14 protein-coding genes are annotated in these 17,247 nt (G+C 35.8%); 8 read left to right on the top strand and 6 right to left on the bottom strand.

All coding sequences use genetic code 11. The features are described from left to right. The first annotated feature begins 143 nt into the window (after positions 1 to 143). Entirely contained in the window at positions 144 to 1,088 is a 945-nt protein-coding gene (gene queG, locus AsFPU1_RS00475; protein WP_124974326.1) for a tRNA epoxyqueuosine(34) reductase QueG, read from the top strand. Positions 1,089 to 1,202: 114 nt separating this feature from the next. Further along, positions 1,203 to 1,841: an HAD hydrolase-like protein gene (locus tag AsFPU1_RS00470; RefSeq protein WP_124974324.1), complete on the top strand. Its 639-nt coding sequence runs from the start codon at positions 1,203 to 1,205 to the stop codon at positions 1,839 to 1,841. A gap of 327 nt (positions 1,842 to 2,168) precedes the next feature. Here AsFPU1_RS00470 and AsFPU1_RS00465 read toward each other — a convergent pair whose 3' ends face one another. The 3 genes from AsFPU1_RS00465 to AsFPU1_RS00455 all read right to left on the bottom strand — a co-directional run bounded on the left by AsFPU1_RS00465 (position 2,169) and on the right by AsFPU1_RS00455 (position 5,835). Beyond that, complete coding sequence (locus tag AsFPU1_RS00465) at positions 2,169 to 2,729, bottom strand: response regulator (RefSeq protein ID WP_124974322.1); 561 nt, start codon at positions 2,727 to 2,729, stop codon at positions 2,169 to 2,171. A 461-nt stretch (positions 2,730 to 3,190) separates the two neighbouring features. Next, positions 3,191 to 4,927 carry an Rqc2 family fibronectin-binding protein gene (locus AsFPU1_RS00460; RefSeq protein WP_124974320.1) on the bottom strand — a complete coding sequence of 579 codons (1,737 nt, stop codon included), beginning with the start codon at positions 4,925 to 4,927 and terminating at the stop codon, positions 3,191 to 3,193. Between the two features lie 35 nt (positions 4,928 to 4,962). After that, positions 4,963 to 5,835: an alpha/beta fold hydrolase gene (locus tag AsFPU1_RS00455; protein ID WP_124974318.1), complete on the bottom strand. Its 873-nt coding sequence runs from the start codon at positions 5,833 to 5,835 to the stop codon at positions 4,963 to 4,965. A gap of 386 nt (positions 5,836 to 6,221) precedes the next feature. On the opposite strand from AsFPU1_RS00455, the gene AsFPU1_RS00450 reads away from it, so the two are divergent. The 4 genes from AsFPU1_RS00450 to AsFPU1_RS00435 all read left to right on the top strand — a co-directional run bounded on the left by AsFPU1_RS00450 (position 6,222) and on the right by AsFPU1_RS00435 (position 12,086). After that, entirely contained in the window at positions 6,222 to 6,689 is a 468-nt protein-coding gene (locus tag AsFPU1_RS00450) for a CYTH domain-containing protein (protein WP_124974316.1), read from the top strand. Positions 6,690 to 6,825: 136 nt separating this feature from the next. Continuing rightward, positions 6,826 to 7,770, top strand: coding sequence for a GTPase Era (gene era / locus AsFPU1_RS00445; protein WP_124974351.1), 945 nt, complete (start codon positions 6,826 to 6,828; stop codon positions 7,768 to 7,770). 94 nt (positions 7,771 to 7,864) lie between these two features. Further along, a complete protein-coding gene (locus AsFPU1_RS00440; RefSeq protein WP_124974314.1) occupies positions 7,865 to 11,140 on the top strand; it encodes a hybrid sensor histidine kinase/response regulator in 3,276 nt (1,091 codons plus the stop codon). A 304-nt stretch (positions 11,141 to 11,444) separates the two neighbouring features. Next, the gene (locus tag AsFPU1_RS00435) at positions 11,445 to 12,086 is read left to right on the top strand and encodes a Uma2 family endonuclease (RefSeq protein WP_124974312.1); all 642 of its coding nucleotides are present in this window, start codon (positions 11,445 to 11,447) and stop codon (positions 12,084 to 12,086) included. Between the two features lie 103 nt (positions 12,087 to 12,189). Here AsFPU1_RS00435 and AsFPU1_RS00430 read toward each other — a convergent pair whose 3' ends face one another. Next, the gene (locus AsFPU1_RS00430; RefSeq protein WP_124974310.1) at positions 12,190 to 12,627 is read right to left on the bottom strand and encodes a hypothetical protein; all 438 of its coding nucleotides are present in this window, start codon (positions 12,625 to 12,627) and stop codon (positions 12,190 to 12,192) included. A gap of 121 nt (positions 12,628 to 12,748) precedes the next feature. Between AsFPU1_RS00430 and AsFPU1_RS00425 the strand changes: the two genes are divergently transcribed. Next, positions 12,749 to 13,345, top strand: coding sequence for an alpha-ketoglutarate-dependent dioxygenase AlkB family protein (locus tag AsFPU1_RS00425; RefSeq protein WP_124974308.1), 597 nt, complete (start codon positions 12,749 to 12,751; stop codon positions 13,343 to 13,345). A 203-nt stretch (positions 13,346 to 13,548) separates the two neighbouring features. Here AsFPU1_RS00425 and AsFPU1_RS00420 read toward each other — a convergent pair whose 3' ends face one another. Beyond that, positions 13,549 to 14,022, bottom strand: a complete 474-nt coding sequence (locus AsFPU1_RS00420; RefSeq protein WP_124974306.1) for a TspO/MBR family protein — start codon at positions 14,020 to 14,022, stop codon at positions 13,549 to 13,551. Positions 14,023 to 14,118: 96 nt separating this feature from the next. On the opposite strand from AsFPU1_RS00420, the gene AsFPU1_RS22870 reads away from it, so the two are divergent. Then, entirely contained in the window at positions 14,119 to 15,075 is a 957-nt protein-coding gene (locus AsFPU1_RS22870) for a GatB/YqeY domain-containing protein (RefSeq protein WP_227873493.1), read from the top strand. 315 nt (positions 15,076 to 15,390) lie between these two features. Here AsFPU1_RS22870 and AsFPU1_RS00410 read toward each other — a convergent pair whose 3' ends face one another. After that, positions 15,391 to 17,184: an ABC transporter ATP-binding protein gene (locus AsFPU1_RS00410; RefSeq protein ID WP_124974304.1), complete on the bottom strand. Its 1,794-nt coding sequence runs from the start codon at positions 17,182 to 17,184 to the stop codon at positions 15,391 to 15,393. Positions 17,185 to 17,247: the final 63 nt, after the last annotated feature.

The raw sequence follows: 17,247 nt of genomic DNA, 5'->3' as shown, positions 1-17,247 counted from the left end.
CAAATAAAGTTTGCCTAGGCAACCTATAATGGCAGTCCGCGCAGGCGGACTTAGTCTTTATAGGATCAGACTTAAGTCTGTCATTAATTATTAATTTAGCATAGTAAGTCCGATAGAACCGAAGATGTTTGACAAAAATAACTATGAATGCTATAGAATGGACTCAATTAATTAAAGAAAAAGCCATTGATTTAGGGTTTCATCAAGTTGGTATTGCTGATGTTAATACTTCATTTAATGATGAAGCGGTTAATCATTTAGAGACGTGGTTAGGGTTAGGTTATCAGGCAAATATGGACTGGATGGCTAATGGTAAACGCTTAGATATTCATAATTGTATGCCATCGGTAAAATCAGTTATTTGTGTCGCCTTAAATTATTATACTTCTCCTCAACATTCTAATCATAAAGAAGACGGCAAAATCTCTCGTTATGGTTGGGGAAGGGATTATCATAAAGTCATGACAAAGAAACTTAAAGCCTTCAGTCAATGGTTAGAAACTCAAGCAGAAAACATTGAAACCCGTTATTATGTAGACACTGGCCCCATTCAGGATAAAGTGTGGGCGCAACGGGCTGGAATCGGTTGGATTGCTAAAAATGGCAATGTTATTACCAAAGAATACGGCAGTTGGGTATTCTTAGGAGAAATATTAACTAATTTAACCTTAATCCCCGATCAGCCCCATACTCAACATTGTGGCACTTGTACCCGATGTTTAGAAGCTTGTCCTACAGGTGCCATTCCTCAGCCCTTTGTGGTAGACGCTAATCGCTGTATCGCCTATCATACCATTGAAAATCGGGCTAAGACACTTCCTGATACCATAACACCTCATTTAGACGGATGGGTAGCCGGATGTGATATTTGTCAGGATGTGTGTCCCTGGAATCAACGATTTGCCGAAGAGACAGATATAGAAGATTTTCAGCCCTATCCTCAGAATATTGCCCCAAAATTGACAGAATTAGCCAATCTATCTTTAGAGGAATGGAATAGCAGATTTCGATCATCAGCCTTAAGGAGAATTAAACTAGAGATGTGGCATCGTAATGCCCGTGCTAATCTAAATAGAGAAGGGATTTAGTGATAACTGTCTTTTTTGATCCTGTAGCCTAGATTTTGACGAAAATCACCCTTAAAAATGGCTTAATTTCTATTTCTCTTAATTCGGTACTCTTTATTATTAATCCTTAAACAAATGGCAGTCAAAGCAATTATTTTTGATTTTGATGGCACCCTAGCAGATACCTATCATGCTTTTGTAGAGATTGCCAATAGTTTATCGGGAGAATTTGGCTATAAACCTGTTAATTCAGAAGATTTAGAAAAGCTTAAACATTTAAGTGTTAAAGAATTGATTAAACAATCAGAAATTTCTCCGCTCAAAATTCCCTTTGTATTAAACAGAGTTACCTCAGAGTTAAGGCATAAAATTCAAGAACTTAAGCCAATTAATGGCATTCCTAATTTTCTAAAAGAGTTAAAAGAAAACGGTTATTTATTAGGCATTATTACTTCTAATAGGCAGGAGAATGTCCTATCTTTTCTCAAAAGTAATAACTTAGGAAACTTATTTGAGTTTATTTATTCAGGCACTACTTTATTTGGTAAACATAAAGTTATTAATCAATTACTTAAAGAACATAAACTGATTCCGAGTGAAATCATTTATGTAGGAGATGAAACCAGAGATATTCGCTCAGCACAAAAAAGTAACGTTAAAGTTATTGCTGTTGCTTGGGGTTTTAATTCTCCTGAAATTTTAGCACAACATCAACCCGATTTTTTAATTTATCATCCTCAAGAACTAATGAGGGCTATCCAAGATAGTGAATAAATTATAAATTATAAATTATGAATTATAAATTATAATTCTAGGAGTTACGCATCGTATACTTTTACTATGACTTAGCTACGATTTTTCCATTGTTTGAACCATTGAGCGATCGCCAGTGATATTCATTCACGGTAGTTTTTTGTATTATTTTATACCGTTCTACTAGATACATATTTATGGTATTCTGTCAATGCGTAACTCCTAAATTCATAATTTATAATTTATAATTTATGAATATAGGGGTCAACGAAACAAATGTAAGGGTCAACGGCCATTGACCCCTACTATTAGTAACTTATATGTTTAAAGTTATGATAAGTAAATAATTTACCGTCTTTGTTGAATAAATTCCAGAACTTTTCTAAGTTGACCTTTAAGGGTATCAATTTCATTTTGCATCTTACTCATTTGTTGACGTAGGTTATAAATTTCCTGAGTCATTACTGCTGTATCTTTTGGTACAGAACCATTTTGATAGTTTGCTGGCTGAGGTGTTTTAGGTTGAGGATGCTTTTTAGCCTTAGCCATTGCATCTCGAATAGCCTCAAGCAATTGTTTCTTTTCAAAAGGTTTTTCAACAAAAGAAAAATATTCAAAAGGTTCAGTAAGTTTTTCAATGACTTCTTCTTTTCTCCCAGACATTAAAACTAGGGGAATAGTTTTGAGATCATACTCTTTTTGAACTTCTTGATAGACATCCCAACCACTCATTTTAGGCAGAAGAAAATCAAGCATAATTAAGTTTGGCTTTTCACTGCGAATGAGGTTATATCCTTCAACTCCATCTTTGGCTTCGAGAACTTCTATGTTATCTTCTGGTAACATATCCCGAACCCGCATCCGGATCACTTTACTGTCATCAATTACGAGTATTTTGTGGGTTGGCACGGTAAACTCCCCTTACAGAGTTGAGTCAGTGTTAATAGGAACATCAATCATCAGTCTGGATTGAGACTGATGAGTTTTCCCTCTTCTAAGGTTCCCCATCAGAAGTAAAAAGTAACAATCCGTGTTAAAAATTTTGATACAACCGTGAAATCTAGCTAACTATGTTAAGGTCGGCATTGCCCACCATCATTTATATACTGCGTTTTATTCTACCGAATAAAAGACCCCTAAGTTACAGGGGTCTTTTATTATTTACCTTAAAAAACGATTTTGTCTCGTAATCGCTGATAGTATAAAACAGAAAACCAGCGATCGCGATCGCTGGATACCCTATAAATTATTGTTATTATTTCTTTGAGGAAATCTGCCGGTCGCGTTCCCAATCGCTAAACCATAGACTTCTATGAAGGGATTGTAACATAAGACACCAATGTTTGTAAATAAAATTTTAAATTTTGGGACTACCCTTGACTTTTAAGGTATGCTTGCGCCTTATGAGGTTGTCCCCAGAGAACCCGTTCTCGTTTATAGATGACCATCCCTGGTTTAGCCCCTTTAGGTTTATAGACATATTTAGGTTCAGTGTAAACCACAGGAACTTGTTCACTTTGACGAGCGCGACTGTAATAAGCTGCCCAATCTGCGGCACAATGTAAATCAGTTTCATCAGGTTTTGTCCCCGGTTCTAGACGTAATAATACATGACTTCCGGCACTTTCTTGAGTATGAAACCAGAGGTCATAATCTCCTGCTGTGCGAAAGGTGAGACGATCATTTTGACGATTATTACGACCGATCCAAATTTCTAATCCTGACGGTGTTGTATATTGATAAGGTTGAGATTCATCTATCAGATTAATATTCCGTTGAGAGGGAGAATTAAGATAATTTTGTTGAATTAATTCTTCTCGTATTTCTTCTAGAGTTTGTAAGTCTTGTGGAGACTGATAAATAGTTAATTGATGTAAACTATCTTCAACTTGTTCTAAATAATTAATTTCCGTATTTACTTCTGCTAATAAAGGTTCTACAGCAATTTTAGCTCGTTTTAATTTTTGATGTTGTTTATAGAGATACTGGGCATTTTGTACCCCATTTTTTTCAGGATTTAGCTTAATCTTAACAGGTTGATCTGTTTCAAAGTCATTGAGAATAATAGATGTCATACCGGGTTTACATAAATGTAAATTAGCCATTAATAAATCTGCTTCTTGACGGTATTTATCAGCTTCAGCAGACTGGTTTAGACGTTGTTTAAAAGTATTTGCTTTAAGAGATACTTTTTTGAGTAATGAACTTATTTTTTGTAAAAGTTGATGACGTATTTGTTGAAAATTTTCTTGATTAGTTTGGTCATTATAATAACTATTGATCAGAGTTTGTAAATCTTTTATGGGTTTAATTATGCCCCAACCTAAAACCGTATAACCTGTTTGAGTATAACCAAAGTTAAAGTCTTTGGTTTGTAAAATATTTAACCAAGTTTGCCACAATATAAATAAGGTGTCCCAATCTTTTGCCGTTAAAGTGTCTGTAGACTGTTGAGGTTGTAAATGAGCTTGTTGAATCATTAATTGAGCAACAACTGGACTTAAACCCCGATAACTATTTAACAATTGTTTTTGTAATGCCCCAGGGACTAAACTGATTCTTTCTTGCCATCGAGTTTGAGATTCTTCTAACTTAGGTAAAGTGCCTGTTAAAACGGGAGGAAGTTCATAAGGTTGTCCCGTTTGTACGGTGCGAACACTTGATTGATTGGCATTAACTTGATGAGCAACCGTAACAATTTGTTGATGAGCATCTGTGAGAATTACATTACTATATTTTCCCATAATTTCAATAAAAAGATGCCAAATAACAGGATCACCCGGACGTTTAGCAAATTGAAGATCAACCACTCTTTCCCAAGGAGAAATCATCGTTAAAGCAGTGAGGGCATAACCATTAATTTGATGACGTAATTGATCACTAAAAGTAAAGGTATCGGGGATTTTGGCAGGAGGATCACTTATACATAGTCTAGCCCCTTGAGGATGCCAAGAAATAGTTAACCAAGCCCGTTTTTTTAGGGTACGCAGTGCCAGAGAAATTGTATAGCGATCGCGTTGATAAACTTGTTCAAGACGAGAAGGTATCCAATAGGTTTGTAATTCATGTGAGATAGCGGTTAAGGTTGTTAAATCAACAGATTGCATGGGGAGTTAGGGCAAATATAGATAAGTTCATTTTATTATAAAAAATCTCTAATAGACTGATAAGTTTCTTCTGGTGCTTCTTCAGGTAAAAAATGTCCACAGTTAATTGGTTTTCCTTGTACATTTATTGCTCTTTTTTTCCAACTGTCTAAGACATTATATTTCCTTTCAATGATTCCCTGTTTTCCCCACAAAACTAAAAGGGGACATTGAATTTTTTGCTCAATATCTGCTTGGTCATGTTCTAAATCAATAGTAGCTGATGCTCGATAATCTTCACAAGTACCATGAATCGTCTTAGGATCACGAAAACATCTTAAATATTCTTGTATTGCTGCTGAGGTAAAAGTAAAGGTAAAATCATTTTTACTCCAACTTTGTAAACAATGAGTCAAAAAATAATCAGGATTTTGTTTAATTAAAGTTTCAGGAAAAGGGAACGGTTGAATTAAGAAAAACCAATGATAATAAGCAGTAGCAAATTCTTGATCAGTTAGAGTATACATTTCATAAGTCGGGGCAATATCTAATAATACTATTTTTTTTACTTTATCAGGATAATCAAGAGTTAAACGATGAGCAACTCTAGCCCCTCGATCATGTCCAATAAGATAAAATTGATTATAGCCTAATTGAGTCATTACTTCTACCTGATCTTGTGCCATAATTCGTTTAGAATAATGGCTATGCTCTGGATTGCCTGGAGGTTTATCACTGTCTCCATATCCCCTTAAATCTGTGACAATAACCGTAAAATTTTCTGCTAGTTTTGGGGCTATTTTATGCCAGATAATATGAGTTTGAGGATAACCATGAAGTAAGAGAACAGGAAATCCTTGACCACCTTTGATTAAATTTATTTTAATTTTTGAGGTATTAATAATAAAGGGTTTAAATTCAGAAAACATGATTCAAAAATGAATAATTAATAATGGATAATTGATAATAGAATAACCAAACTAGCTCTCTCTTATGTGTGGTGATAAGTAAAGCTTATGATTCCTAGGGTGGGTTAGGCGCGGCAACTATTTTGAGGGAAAACTAATAAGTTTTAGGGCGCGTCGTAACCCACCATGTTAAAGATTGTAGCAAGGATGCTGCGCGTTTATTTATTGGTTTGGCTAACCCCACCTAAAATCTCTGATTTAGGTGGGGGCTGCGCTCAACATTTCTCTTCAAATCTGATAAGATTAATTAATACTGTAAGGGAATCCTGATTCGGTTATATCTGGAAATGATAGATTACGGAGAATTAATTATCAATTATCATTCAAAATCATTTGGGTTAAAAATTATGGCACTTGAAATTGAAAGAAAGTTTTTAATAAAAGGAGATAATTGGCGTTGTCTAGCGTTAGGTAAAATTTATCGACAAGGATATATTATTACTGAAAATAAAGTAACAACTATTCGAGTGAGAATTGTAGGAGAAAATGCCTACCTAACTATTAAGGGTAAAGTCGAAGGAATTACCCGAAGTGAATTTGAGTATCCAATTCCTTTAGAAGATGCTACAATGATGTTGGAAAATTTATGTGATAGTCCTTTAATTGAAAAGATAAGATATCGAATTCCTGTTAAAGATTTAGTTTGGGAAGTAGATGAATTTAAAGGAGAAAATGAGGGATTAATTTTAGCTGAAGTTGAATTAACCAATGAAAACCAACTAATTGAATTACCAGAATGGGTTGGAGAAGAAGTCACTCAAGATTTTAAATACTATAATGTGAACTTATCTAAAAATCCTTATCAATTATGGTAACTTTTAGACTAAAATCATATTATGTGATTGGTGTCACGTTCATCAGGAAAACAGAACTTACAAGCTTACGCTAAGGAAATTTATGTTCTAGCACAAGATGAATTTATTATCCATTATCCATTATTTACCGGTGCTTATGTCTTCTGAAATGCCTCAAATATTCTTACCAACAATACCCATTGCACCCGATGGATATAAATCAGGATTTGTGGGAATTATTGGTCGTCCCAATGTGGGAAAATCGACCTTAATGAATTACTTAGTGGGACAAAAAATTGCCATTACTTCAGCAGTTGCTCAAACCACTCGTAACCGTCTCAAAGGTATTTTAACGACCCCAGAAGCACAAATAATTTTTGTGGATACCCCAGGTATTCATAAACCCCACCATGCTCTCGGAAAAATCCTAGTAAAAAATGCTCAAACGGCCATTAATGCCGTTGATATTATCTTGTTTGTGGTAGATAGTTCAGTCAAAGCAGGAGGAGGCGATCGCTATATCCAAGAACTATTAGAAACGACAAAAACTCCAATCATTTTAGGACTGAATAAACAAGATCAACAACCCTCAGATTATGAAGCAATAGACGAAAGTTATCGAAACTTAGCGAAAGTCTATAATTGGCCACTAATTAAATTTTCTGCTTTAACAGGAGAAGGATTAGAGACATTACAAAAACAATTAATAGACCATCTCGAACCCGGTCCTTATTATTATCCCCCTGATTTAGTCACCGATCAACCAGAAAGATTTATTATGGGAGAATTAATTCGAGAACAAATCTTAAAAGTGACCCGTCAAGAAGTCCCCCATTCTGTAGCAGTCGTCATAGAAAAAGTGGAAGAAACCCCCAAAATCACCAAAGTGTTTGCGGCCATTAACGTAGAAAGAGAATCCCAAAAAGCTATTATTATTGGTAAAAAAGGAAGTATGCTCAAAGAGATTGGAATAACAGCACGAGAGCAAATTCAAAAACTAATTACCGGAGAAGTTTATTTAGAACTCTTTGTCAAAGTAGAACCCAAATGGCGACAATCAAACTTAAGATTAGCCGAATTCGGTTATCGTCTGGAAAATTGATGGTCAGCAAAAAATCTCTAAACCATCTATAATTTTCTTAAGCTAAGTGGGTACTCTGAGAATATAGGCTCCCTAAACCTGACAGGACTCAGATATGATCAGCCGTCCCACAAACGCTAACAACTTCGCCGACAATTCCTTTGATCAAGACATTGCCCAATTACTAGAAGGGTTAAGTGAGGGATCAGATATATTCGAGGCCGATCGACAACTCGACGAATTGGCAAGCTGGTTTGAGGAGGAGGTATCCGACTCCCCAGCAGAGGAAACATACAAAAAAACCTACTCAGAGAAATCCACTCTTTCCTCCTTACCCTCAGAAGATGAAATTAATCAACTATTTAGGGATGATTTCACCTGGGATGATACAGACAAAGAACTTAACACTATTGCCGATGAATCTCCAGATACAGAAGCAGATTTATCGAGTTTATTAGGAGGAGACTCTTGGGAACAAAATAATATAGAATCAGATAGCTCATTTTTACGCCAGATGGAATCTATGGGTTATTCTGAAGAAAATAGCGACTTAGAAAATCTAAAATACCTATTAGAATCTCCAGACGAAGAAAAAAGAATAGAACCTAACCATAGTCTTCCCCATTTTTATCCAACCTTTGAACAATTAGAAGGGTTATTAAGACAACCGGCCGGTTATTCCCCTTCAGAATGCGTTGATGAAGAAACTGCTGCCCAATTAGCCGCTTTAATTGAAACTTCTCCCTCTGTCCCCAAAGAAGAAGAAACCTCCGTAGAAACTCTAGAAATTACGTCTGAAGTAGAAATTGACGATGAATTTAGAGAATTAGAGGCCCTTCTCGAACAAGCAGATCGTACGATGGGAGGATCACCAACACTCTTGGCCGGTAAAGGTCAACGCTTACAACCCCGGCCCCGACCCAGTAAAACTAAAGTCTTTGAACAGACGATGCGGGTTCCCGTCAAACAACTCGATAACCTCAGTAATTTAATCGGAGAATTAGTAGTTAAACGTAACAGTTTAGAACAAGATCAAGAAAGATTAAGACACTTTTTAGATAACCTACTCAACCAGGTACAAAATCTGAGTGATGTAGGGGGGAGGATGCAAGATTTATATGAACGTACCCTACTAGAAGGGGCCTTATTAGCTAGTAGAAATCAAGGCCAAACATCAGGATTATCTAATTTGATTCAACCTCAAATATCAGAAACAAGTCCTACTATTCATGAAGGAGAAGATCGGGCTTTAGATGCGTTAGAAATGGATCGATTTACAGGGTTCCATTTATTATCCCAAGAAATGATAGAACTGATTGTTAGGGTTAGAGAATCAGCTTCAGACATTCAATTCTTAGTAGATGAAACCGAACAAGTAGCCCGCAGTTTACGACAAGCGACTACTCAATTACAAGAGGGAATGACTAACTCTCGAATGGTTCCCTTTGCTCAAACGGCAGATCGTTTACCTCGTGCCGTGCGAGAAATCTCCATGAAATTAAATAAACAGGTAAAATTACTCGTAGAAGGGCGAGAAGTTCTTGTTGATAAGATGATCTTAGAACATCTTTATAATCCCATGACTCACTTGGTTAATAATGCTATTACTCATGGAATTGAAGACCCCTCAGTACGAAAAAAATCAGGAAAATTTCCCGAAGGTCACATTAATTTACGAGCCTTTTTACAAGGAAATCAAACCGTTATTACTATTTCTGATGATGGAGGGGGAATTGATCCTGAACTGGTCAAAGCAAAAGCCATTGAAAAAGACTTAATTACCCCCGAAGAAGCGAAAACTTTAACAGAAGTGGAAATCTATGATTTTCTCTTTCATGCAGGGTTTAGTACCCGTGATAAAGCAGATGATTTTGCCGGTCGTGGTGTGGGTTTAGATGTCGTACGCACCAGTTTAATCGATGTTCGAGGTTCAGTAAGCATTGACTCAACAAGAGGTAAAGGAACTACTTTCACTATCCGCTTACCCCTGACCTTGAGTATTTGTAAAGCTTTATGTTGTTTAAGCGATCGCGCTCGTATCGCTTTCCCTATGGACGGGGTAGAAGACATGAAAGATTATGTACCAAGCGATCTGATAATAGATGAAAACGGCCAGGAATGTATTAATTGGAATAACAGTATGCTTCCTGTTTATTCCTTGGGTGATCTTCTTTCCTATAACCGACAATTAGGACGCGGTAGCGTTTATGGGGGCAAAAATGAAGACGATACGGTATCTTTAGTGATTTTACGAGGTACAGGCAATTTTCTGGCGGTTCGAGTTGACCAAGTGATCGGGGAACAAGAAATCGTTATTAAACAAATTGAAGGGCCTATTCCTAAACCGGCCGGTATTGCTGGAGCAACGGTGTTAGGGGATGGTACTATTATGCCCATTGGGGATGTGTTGGAGTTAATGGAAATTGCTCAAGGACGTTTACGCACAGATGGTAATAGTAGTATCTGGAAGAAAACTCCTCTAGACTTAGATCTCATGTTTGGCCATAAGACAGAACCAATGGTATTAATTATTGATGACTCTATTACGGTGCGTGAACTCCTATCTTTGAGCTTTAGTAAATCGGGATATCAAGTAGAACAAGCGCGTGATGGTCAAGAAGCTTGGGAAAAATTGCGTTCTGGTTTACCTTGTGATCTGGTTTTCTGTGATATTGAAATGCCCCGAATGAATGGGCTAGAATTATTATCGAATATTCAGAAAGATCCGCAATTATCAGATATTCCGGTGGCTTTGTTGACTTCTCGTGGGGCAGATCGTCATCGCAAAGTTGCTGCTAAATTAGGGGCTAGTGGTTATTTTACTAAGCCTTGTCCTGATCAAACTTTACTCGAAGCGGCCCAACGAATGCTACAAGGTGAAGTGTTACTCGCAGGTAGTCATAAAAAACCCAGAAAACAACGTTCATCAGGAAATCAAGACTCATCTTCTGGCAATAATTCTCAAACGACCCATTTTTCTGATGAAGAACAAATCGTATTGATTGTTGACGATTCGGTGATGGTACGAGAAATGTTGTCTATGACGTTTACTAAGACTAATTATCGCGTTGAACAGGCCCGTGATGGTCAGGAAGCTTGGGAAAAACTCCGAGGGGGGTTATTTTGTCACTTAATTCTGTGCGATATTGAAATGCCTCGTATGAACGGTTTAGAGTTGCTTTCTCGTTTACAAGCGGATGAACAACTGGCGAAAATTCCTATTGCCATGATTACTTCTCGTGGGGCCCAAAAAATGCAAAAAATTGCGGCAGAACGTGGGGCAAAGGGTTATTTTGTCAAGCCTTATATTGAAGCAGTTTTATTAGATGCGGCTCAACGGTTAATTGCGGGTGAGGTATTATTAGATATTAATGCTCTTGTGGAAAGTTAAGATATAGCACGTCCCAACGGTAGGGGTCAACGGCAGTCATTGGTCTCAACTTAGTCCAAAACGCCGACAGGCTAAACCCTGTGGCTATACCAACGAAGTCCGACGAGCGCGGACTTTGTGTAAAATTAGCCAGCATAGGCTGGCTTTGTACAGTTAACCCCACCCTTGGCAGGGTATGGGTGGGATAATGGGAAAGCTTGTGTGTCTTGGGGTTTAATTTTAAGTTGACACTAATGACGGCCGTTGACCCCTACAACTGGGTTTGCTTGATACAGAAATACAGCTTATTGAAGTAATTCTAATTATGCAACTAACTTTGAACCAAATTATTGTTTCTCCTGGTCAACAGTTACTCTTAAAAGATGTTAGCTGGAGGCAGTTTGAAACTATTTTAGATGAATTAGGAGAAAGTCGTGCTTCCCGATTATCCTATAGTTATGGAGTGTTAGAAATTATGGTTCCTTTACCAGAACATGAGAAAGATAAGACAATTATTAGCTATCTTGTTCAATTTCTTTTAGAAGAACTGAATATTGATTTTGAAGCGTTGGGTTCAACAACTTTTAAAAATGAGCAAATGAATCAAGCAGTGGAACCTGATACTTGTTTTTATATCAAAAATCAAGAGACTGTTATTGGTAAAAATAGGTTAGATTTATCTATAGATCCTCCCCCAGATTTGGCGATAGAAATTGATATTACTTCTCGCACTCAATTAGATAATTATCGACTTTTAGGGGTTCCTGAACTTTGGCGATATTCTCAAGATAATTTGACTATTAATTTGTTACAAGACGGTGAATATATTGAGTCTTTGAATAGTCCTAATTTTCCAGGTATTCCTATAATCTCATTAATTAATGAGACAGTTAAGCAAAGTCAAATTCTGGGGAGAAGTAAAGCAATAAAAGGGTTTAAAAGTTGGGTGAAAGAGAATCTTAATTAGTAGGCGTTGGTGAATCAAAAGTATTAAACAGCCATTCTTTGCGTTGATTCTTTGCGCGACAGTTCCACAGCATAGCTGCAGATATAGCTGCTATAATATCAACCTAAACTGCATAAACAGGTTGTTGGAAAGCCATTTCTAATACTTTACGCCCTAATTCTAAATCTTTTGGCGAAGGAATCCAATCGGGATGACCAGTCATCAAAAGACTTTCTATGGTTTCTTGGTCAAATAGATGCCAAGTCAAGGCCCCTTGTACTCTCCCTTGAATGGCATAACAGTTAGGACTGACGCAATAAATCATCGAATTACCGGCGATTCGCTTAATTTTTAAGGTTTCTTGGGGTTTAAGAGAGCGAAATATTTGTATTGCTTTTTTTAATTCCTGAACTGATGACACACACAGTCCGGGAATAACTACTTGTAAGTTTTTGTTACCATTAACAGTGATCCAATAGCGACGGGATGGATCAATCCCCTCTAACCAAAGTAACTCATCATCAAGGCGATAGCGGGGAGATAGGATAAACTCTTGTGTCATCTTTAAATTAGGATCGGGTTTAAAGTTGGGTTGACTTTTGGTACTGCTTTACATTGTAATAATTTATGAGAATAATGCAAGCTAATTTAACAAAAGTTAACATATTGTCAATTTTTCTAGTATGATAATATCTAAAAGCCTAATTAATATAGATGGTGAGGTATTAATTTACCCTAATTTTTTTAGTTTAGAAGAAAGTGATAAGTTATTGATTGACTTAACCAATCGAATTAATTGGCAGCAAGATCATATTAAAATGTATGGTAAATTGATTCCTTTGCCTCGCTTAACTGCTTGGTATGGAGAACCGAATAAATATTATAGTTATTCAGGAATTAGTATGATTTCTCAGTCTTGGATTCCTCCTTTATTATATATCAAAAAGAGAATTGAGGAATTATCAAATATAGAATTTAATAGTGTTTTAATTAATCGTTATCGTCATGGACAAGATAGTATGGCCTGGCATAGTGATGATGAACCAGAACTGGGAAAAAATCCGATCATTGCTTCAGTTAGTTTAGGAGAAACTCGTCGTTTTATGTTGAGACATAAATATAAAAAAGAACTCGAAAAAGTCAAAATTGATTTAACTCACGGCAGTTTTTTACTAATGAAAGGAACGACCCAACATTATTGGCAACATCAAATCTCTAAAACAAAAACCATAGTCAAAGAAAGGATTAATTTAACTTTTAGAATTATCCAAAATAAATAAATTTGGTTCTACCGGACAAGTTATGGTAAATTATTACAAATGATAGACCTTAACTCGCTCAGAGTTAAGCTATACAAACAAAGGTTGCCTACGCAACCTATAAAGACTAAGTCCGCCTACGCGGACTTAGTCTTTATAGGATCAGACTTTAGTCTGTCATTAATTATTAATTTAGCATAGTTTGTCCGATAGAACCATAAATTTTAAGCTTCAAAAGGATTAAGGGGAATCATTTTCCAAGTTACATAAGTGCCAATAGGACTCCATAATAAATAAGGCAATAATAAGGTCAGGGCCCATCCAGAAAGGGGCCAGATAAACCAAGCTAAAATTAAACCCCAAAAAAATCCAGTGGCCCCGATAATAGTTCCGATTCTAAGACTTCTGAGTTTACACATAACAGGAGTATAAGCCATAATTAGCACTTCTAATAACAGATAACCTGCCATTAACCACCAAGTTTTGCTAGTACCTGGATGAGTTATCCAGATAATATAAGCAGACCAGGCCCCACAAATAAAAATAAATATCCAAATAAAGGGAATGGCCCATTCAAAAGTTAACCAGTTAGGACGACGTAAACGATTAAACCAGCTAATATCTCTAGGGGATAAACGATTTAGGACAAAACCAATCAAAACTGCCACAATACCGATGACCAACCATGCAGGAATCATAATTTTTCAAAAATCAAGGTTTCTTAATCTTTACTTTATCAAACTGTTTTAAAATGAAGACTGTTTTAATCATTTACCATTGAGGAAATATAGATAATGACTCTACAGATTGATTTGACGGGTACTAAATTAATAAAATTTCTTAAAAAGACCATTAAGGGTGTCCTATCTGATAAGGGAATTAATCCTTCTACTTATCGGGGTAATAAAGAGTTGGACATTTTGGTTAAGAGATTAGCTAAAGAATCTTTTACTTCGATTACTGAAGCGAAGATTATGGCAGAAAAAGTGGGAGAGAATATTGTTGAATTATCTCAACAAAAAGGTAAAACTTATCTGGATAAAGGTATTATTCAACAATTGAGTTTACAAAAGCAATTGTTTTTATTGCCATCTGTATCAAGTATAGCATTTTCTGTCCAACCTCAGACTAAAATAGAGACAGTAAAACCAATTGTAGAAACTTCAGATATAGGAGAAACTCCTGAAGTCCAAGAAGTTGAACCTCAAAAAATTATTGCTGAAACTTCAGATATAGAAGAAACCCCTGAAATTGAAGAAGTTGAACTGGAAGAAATTGTTAAAAATCCTGAAGAAATGAGACTTAAAGAAAGACTAACTGAAGATATTAAATTAGCGATGAAAGCTAAGGATAAAATTCGCTTAGAAACTGTTAGAAGTATCAAAAAATTTGTTCTTGAAAAAGAAGTAGATGTTCGTCCTAGTGGACAAGAAATTCTTACACCAGAACAAGAATTAGAAATATTAACACAACAAGCAAAACAACGTCGAGAGTCTATCGAACAATTTCGTAAAGGGGGTAGAGATGATTTAGCAGATAAAGAAGCACAAGAATTAGCCATTATTGAAACCTATTTACCTCCTCAACTTTCTGATGATGAAATTAGTCAAATTATCGATGAAATTATTGCTTCAGTAGGTGCAACTTCCCCTAAAGATATGGGGAAAGTTATGGGGTCTGCTATGCAGCAACTTAAGGGTAAAGCTGATGGTAAAAAAGTTCAAGAATTAGTCAAACTAAAATTAACTTAAATCTAATTATAGAACTCGAAATTAAGTAGCAGGGGTCAATAGGTGTAAGCTGTTCCATTATCTTACCCACACCCTGCCAAGGGTGGGGTTAACTGTACAAAGCCGTAACATAGCAGGCTAATATTAATAAAAGTCCGCGCTCGTCGGGCTTTGTTTGTATAGCCACAGGCTTTAGCCTGTTGGCATTTGGAACTAAGTTGACACTAATGACAGCCGTTGACCCCTACATGGCTAATTTAGTATATCATAATTCGGGTTTGTTGGGTTTCGTTCCTCAACCCAACCTACTGCTTTAACTGTCATTTTCACTTTTTCTTAACTGATTTTTTCCCCTGTTTGGACTTGCCATAAATTCGCATAAACTCCTTGTTTTTCTAATAATTGTTCATGGGTTCCTTGTTCAATTATTTTTCCATATTCCATCACATAAATACAATCTGCATGTCGAATTGTCGATAAACGATGTGCAATAGCAATAGTCGTTCTATGTTGAGTAATTTTCTCTAAAGAACGAGCGATCGCGGCTTCAGTTTCATTATCAACGGCTGAGGTAGCTTCGTCTAAAATGAGTATAGGGGGATCTTTTAAAATTGCTCTAGCAATGGCAATTCTTTGTCGTTGTCCTCCAGATAATTTTTGCCCTCTTTCTCCCACTATTGTATCATATTTTTGTGGTAATTGTTCAATAAATTCATGAGCTTCTGCTATTTTTGCTGCGCCAATAATTGACTCAAAATTCGCTTCAGGATTACCATAAGCAATATTTTCTTTGACGGTTCCGTGAAACAGAAATACGTCTTGACTAACTAATCCTATTGCTCCCCGCAAATCCCATAAAAAGATATCTTTAATATTGATACCATCTAGGGTAATTATCCCTTCATTAATTTCATAAAATCGTAACAATAATTTAACTAGGGTACTTTTCCCTGATCCTGTTGAGCCGACAATTCCTATTGTATTTCCGGCAGAAATTTCTAAAGAAATATTCTTAATAACTGGATATTTATCTTGATAAGAAAAGCTAACATTTTTTAGAATTATTTCTCCTTGAATATCAAAAGTTGGCAGAGACAAATAACCAGAATGAATGGTCATCGGAGTATCTAATAAATCCATCACCCGATGAGTAGAAGCCATAGAACGTTGATATAAATCTAATGTTTGTCCTAATCTTGTTAAAGGCCATAATAATCGTTGAGTCATAAACACTAAAACACTGTAAGTTCCGACAGATAATTTATTGTTAACAACCTCCATGCCTCCATAGAGTAAAATAGCTGTAAAACCCGCTAAAATGATAATACGAATTAAAGGAATAAAAGCAGCACTAAAAGCAATTGCTTTTTGATTACTTCGTCTATAAGCATCACTATCTTCTTTTAATCTTTCAATTTCATAAGCTTCTGTAGTAAAACTTTTAATGGTTGTAATACCACTTAAATTATTAGATAAACGACTATTTAATAAACCGACTTTTTCTCTAACATCTGTATACAAAGGGGCTAACAGTTGCTGAAAAATGATTGAACCCCAAAGAATAAAAGGAATGGGTAACATGGCCATCCATGCGGTTCCTGGTGTTAAAATAAAGAAAGCTGCCCCAATAATAATAACAGTGGTTATTACTTGTAAAATTTCGTTAGCACCAACATCTAAAAAACGTTCTAATTGATTAATATCATCATTTAAAATTGATAATAACATTCCGGTATTACGTTCTTCAAAATAAGCTAATTCTAAATCTTGCAGGTGACTATAAGCATCAATTCTTAAATTATTTTGGATATTTTGCGCTAAATTTCTCCATAATCTTTCATAAGTATATTGAAATAAGGATTCTAAACCCCATAAAATCATGGAGAGAAATGTTAGCATTAAAAGTTGACTAAAGACATCTTTTATGCCAAGATGAGCTATGAGAGAATCTTGTTGTTTAACAACTACATCTACTGCGGCTCCAATTAATACAGGAGGTGCTAAATCAAAGATTTTATTTAAAATTGAACAAATCACAGCTTGCCAAATTAAAATACGATAATCTTTTCCATACTTAAAAAGACGTTGTAAGGGAGATTTAGAAATATGATTTTTTTTAGTGTTTAACATCAGATATTCAAGGTTATAGGTAGTAAGATCAATTCATGAATTGATCTTATAGTTAGTCTTGGT

This window comes from Aphanothece sacrum FPU1 (assembly GCF_003864295.1).
In the GTDB taxonomy this organism is placed as follows: domain Bacteria; phylum Cyanobacteriota; class Cyanobacteriia; order Cyanobacteriales; family Microcystaceae; genus Aphanothece_B; species Aphanothece_B sacrum.
Note: the sequence above shows the minus strand (reverse complement) of the source record. Positions and strands in the feature narration are given on the sequence as shown.